Here is a 3,863-nt window from a genome sequence, read left to right as displayed (position 1 = left end):
CTTCAGTCCGCATTCCAACGGGGTCGGCCCCTGCCGCGGCGGTGCCGACCCCGTTGGAATGCGGACTGAAGGGCCTGTGCCCGCGTTGCGGCGCCGCGACATTGTTCGCCGGCGCCGTTCGCTTTTCCCCGACCTGCGGCGCGTGCGGACTGCGCATCGGCGATTTCAACGTCGGTGACGGGCCGGCGGCGTTCCTGACGCTGATCTGGGGCGCGATCGTCACCGCGCTGGCGATCTGGCTCGAACTGGCATTGGGGCCGCCGTGGTGGGTCCATGCGCTGCTGTGGGTGCCGGTAACCGCCGCCGGGGTGGTCGGGTCGCTGCGCGTCGCCAAGGGCTGGCTGCTCGCGGCGGAGTTCCGCAATGCCGCGCGCGAGGGAAAGATCACCCCGTGAGGCGTATCCCGCTGATCCCGACGCTGGTCGTCGGGATGGCCGTGGCGGCGATGATCGCGCTGGGGCTGTGGCAATTGCTCGATCGGCTGCCGGCCAAGGAAGCGCATATCGCGCGGCTGGCGAGGAATCCGGCGCTGCCCGCGGTCGCCTTCCCGCGCTTTCCCGACGATACGCTGCTTTTCCGGCGCACCAGCGCCTTCTGCCTGGAACCCGTCGGCATCCGCCGCGCCGGGGCGGGATCGGCGGGATACCGGCTGATCGCGACCTGCCGGACGGGCGCCGAGGGGCCGGGGTTCCAAGTGCAGCTGGGCACGACGCGCGATCCGCTGGGCAAGGTGGACTGGCGCGGCGGGAAGGTGTCCGGCTGGATCAGCCATGCCCCCGATTCGCGTCCGCTGATCGCGACCTTGTTCGATCGCCGTCCGCAGGAGATGCTGCTGATCGCCGACACCCCCGCCGCCGGGCTGACCGCGAACACCGCGCCCGACGTGTCGGCGGTGCCCAACAACCACCTTGCCTATGCGGTGCAGTGGTTCCTGTTCGCCGGCATCGCGGCGATCATCTACGCCATCGCGCTGCGCCGCCGGGGGCGGTAGCGCGCTGGGAGGGGTTCACGCGGAGACTCGGAGGGCTAGTGCCGACGCGAAGCGTCCCTCTCCGCCGGCTGACGAAGCAGCCGTCACGCCTGTTACAAGCGGTACATCGTCGCGTCTTGGCGGCTTTGCGTAAACCAGTTCTTCGTCGCCGCGCAGGCGCGTCAGATCCCCGCCCACCAATCGTAATCGACGTTGTCTTCCCAATAGCCGCCGCGCCCCTTGCCGATCCCGTCGAGCGAGGCGACCGCGGTGACGCGCGTCAGGTATTTGGCGTGCTTGTACCCCAATTGCCGCTCCACGCGCAGCCGCAGCGGCGCGCCATGGCCGACGTCGAGGAACCGGTCGTTCATCGCCCAGGCCAGGATCGTCTGCGGATGGAAGGCATCGATCAGGTCGATCGATTCGTAATAGGGCGCGCCGCCGTACAGATCGGCGCAGCGGAACACGATGTAGCGCGCGCCGTCGCGCAGCCCCGCCGCGCGCAGCACCGCGCCCAGTTGCGGCCCCTGCCACTTGCCGATCGCGCTCCACCCCTCCACGCAATCGTGGCGGGTGATCTGCGCGCGCTGCGGAAAGGCGCCGATGTCCGCCAGCGACAGCGACAGCGGGCGCGCCACCAGCCCGTCGACCGTCAGCCGCCAGTCCGCGAACCGCCCGGCGCGCAGCGCGGCATAATCGGCGGTGCCCGGGTCGCGGGTGCCGTTGGTGCGGAATCGCGGCGACATCTGGTCGGGGCGGAACTCGGGCGCCAGCGCGTCGCGGTTCGACAGCGCGCGCTGCAGGCCGCGGTGCATGTCCTCGCCGCGGAACACGATCTCGCGCACCGCCGGCTGGCGGATCACGCGGTCGCACCCCGCCAGCGCGAGCCCGGCGCCCCCGGCGATCAGCGTGCGGCGGCGGATGAACGGCGCGGTCATTCGGGCACCCGCCAGCGACCGGTGACGATCGAACGCAGCTCGTTGCCCACGCCGGCCAGGATCACCAGCACCAGATGCACCACCAGGAACCCCGCGATGGCGGCCATCGCGATGAAGTGCAGCGACCGCGCCGACTGTCGCCCGCCCAGTACGTCCAGCAGCCACGGCCATATGGCGTTCATCCCCGGCGACAGCGCGAGGCCGGTCGCGATCACCAGCGGCAACAGGATGAAGATCACCGCCACATAGCTCAGCTTCTGGAGGATGTTGTAGGCGCCCGGCGCCTCCGGGTCGTGGAACCGCAACGCCAGATGCGCGCGCACGTCCGCGGCCAGATGCGCGCGCGACAGCTCTGCGCGGCGGATGCGCAGGTCGCGCTGGATATGCCGGTTGACCAGGCTGACGATCATGTACGCCAGCAACGAGAAGGCGAAGATCAGCGCCATGAACAGGTGCCAGCGGCGCGAGATCGCCAGATTGTAGTTCGCCGGGATCGTCAGCCACGCCGGAAAGCGCGGCAATTGCGCCCAGGCATGGTCGAAATTCGCGCCATAGGCGCCCCAGTAGAGCCGCGGATGCGCGTTCGATATCCCCAGCCCCGACCCGATCAGGACGATGATGCACACCGCATTCACCGCATGCCAGATCCGGGTGACGAGTCGGTGGCGACGGATGACGGTTGCGGCCATGCACCCGTTCTAGCAGAAGGCGCGCGATGACCGAATGGCATTTCTACGAGCCGGCGGCGGGGCACGGGCTGGCGCACGATCCGCTCAACGCGATCGTCGCGCCGCGCCCGATCGGGTGGATCAGCACGCTGTCGGACACCGGCGTGCGCAATCTGGCGCCGTACAGCTTCTTCAACCTGTTCGCCTATCGCCCGCCGATCGTCGGTTTCTGTTCGGCCGGCGCGAAGGATTCGCTCGCCAACGCGCGCGCCACGGGCGAGTTCGTGTGGAACCTGGCGACGCGCGACCAGGCGGAGGCGATGAACGCCACCAGCGCGACGGTGCCGCCGGGCGAGGACGAATTCGCGCTGGCGGGGCTGGAGGCGCTGCCCTCGCGCCGCGTCGCCGCGCCGCGCGTCGCGGGCAGCCCGGTGCAGTTCGAATGCGCGGTGACGCAGATCGTGCAGCTGACCGCGCGCGACGGCAGCGATATGCCGTACTGGATGGTGTTTGGGGAGGCGATCGCGATCCACATCGACCGCGCGCTGATCGCGGACGGCGTCTACCAGACCGCGCGCGCCCGCCCGATCCTGCGCGGCGGTGGCCCGGCGGATTATTTCGAGGCGCTGGAGGCCGGGCTGTTCCGGATGCACCGGCCGGGCTGAGCCACCTCAGCCATAGGCGCGGGCGAAGAACACCGCGGTGGTGGCGCCCGTCACCGCCAGCGTCCACCACCGCACCAGCAGCGGCGGCAGCGCGCGGCCGATCAGCGCGCCGCCCCACCCGCCCAGGATCGCGCCCGCGATCATCGGCAGCGCCGCGGGCCAGCGCACCATGCCGGTCGCGACGAACACCAATGCGGCGGCGCTGTTGGCGACCGCCAGCATCATCGTGCGCGGCGCGAACATCGCGCGCACCCCGATCCCGGCGAGCAGGCCGTAGAGCGCGGTCATCATCAGCCCCACGCCGCCCCCGAAATAGCCGCCATAGACGCCCAGCAGCGCCTGCACCGCCAGCAGCGAGCGCGGCCCGATGGTGACGCGCGCCGCCAGCCAGTCCGCCGCGCGCTTTCCCCCCAGCATCGCGATCAGCGCGATCAGCAGCAGCCACGGGATGATGAGGTCGAAGGCGCGCGTCGGGGTCAGCACCAGCAGGATGCTGCCCGCCAGCCCCGCGACGAAGGTGATCGCCGCCAGCACGCGCCAGTCGACCCCGCCCAGTGGCGCCAGTTCGTCGCGATAGCCGTGCGCGCTCGCCGCCGCGCCGGGCAGCAGCGCGACGTTTGAC

General features: G+C 70.8%; 6 protein-coding genes. 3 read left to right on the top strand and 3 right to left on the bottom strand.

From position 1 onward, the window contains the following. Positions 1-11: 11 nt before the first annotated feature. Both AX685_RS07330 and AX685_RS07325 read left to right on the top strand, forming a co-directional pair. Complete coding sequence (locus AX685_RS07330) at positions 12-395, top strand: DUF983 domain-containing protein (protein WP_066487045.1); 384 nt, start codon at positions 12-14, stop codon at positions 393-395. After that, complete coding sequence (locus AX685_RS07325; protein ID WP_066487042.1) at positions 392-991, top strand: SURF1 family cytochrome oxidase biogenesis protein; 600 nt, start codon at positions 392-394, stop codon at positions 989-991. Before AX685_RS07330 ends, AX685_RS07325 begins: the two co-directional genes overlap by 4 nt. A 161-nt stretch (positions 992-1,152) precedes the next feature. Here AX685_RS07325 and AX685_RS07320 read toward each other — a convergent pair whose 3' ends face one another. Both AX685_RS07320 and AX685_RS07315 read right to left on the bottom strand, forming a co-directional pair. Beyond that, on the bottom strand, positions 1,153-1,908 hold the full coding sequence (locus tag AX685_RS07320) for a molybdopterin-dependent oxidoreductase (protein WP_066487034.1): 756 nt from the start codon (positions 1,906-1,908) through the stop codon (positions 1,153-1,155). Next, on the bottom strand, positions 1,905-2,597 hold the full coding sequence (locus AX685_RS07315; RefSeq protein WP_066487029.1) for a cytochrome b/b6 domain-containing protein: 693 nt from the start codon (positions 2,595-2,597) through the stop codon (positions 1,905-1,907). The genes AX685_RS07320 and AX685_RS07315 overlap by 4 nt, the downstream gene beginning before the upstream one ends. A 26-nt stretch (positions 2,598-2,623) precedes the next feature. On the opposite strand from AX685_RS07315, the gene AX685_RS07310 reads away from it, so the two are divergent. Further along, complete coding sequence (locus tag AX685_RS07310; protein WP_066487027.1) at positions 2,624-3,241, top strand: flavin reductase family protein; 618 nt, start codon at positions 2,624-2,626, stop codon at positions 3,239-3,241. A gap of 6 nt (positions 3,242-3,247) precedes the next feature. Here the strand turns inward: AX685_RS07310 and AX685_RS07305 are convergent. After that, on the bottom strand, positions 3,248-3,863 hold a 616-nt coding region (locus AX685_RS07305; RefSeq protein WP_066487026.1), incomplete at its 5' end, for a sulfite exporter TauE/SafE family protein.

Source organism: Sphingomonas sp. CCH9-F2 (genome assembly GCF_001556735.1).
GTDB lineage: Bacteria > Pseudomonadota > Alphaproteobacteria > Sphingomonadales > Sphingomonadaceae > Sphingomonas > Sphingomonas ginsenosidimutans.
Note: the sequence above shows the minus strand (reverse complement) of the source record. Positions and strands in the feature narration are given on the sequence as shown.

Bases quoted from the DNA above. Each gene is read 5' to 3' on its own strand.
- AX685_RS07315 (WP_066487029.1), bottom strand. From the start codon at position 2,597: ATGGCCGCAACCGTCATCCGTCGCCACCGACTCGTCACCCGGATCTGG.
- AX685_RS07320 (WP_066487034.1), bottom strand. From the start codon at position 1,908: ATGACCGCGCCGTTCATCCGCCGCCGCACGCTGATCGCCGGGGGCGCC.
- AX685_RS07310 (WP_066487027.1), top strand. From the start codon at position 2,624: ATGACCGAATGGCATTTCTACGAGCCGGCGGCGGGGCACGGGCTGGCG.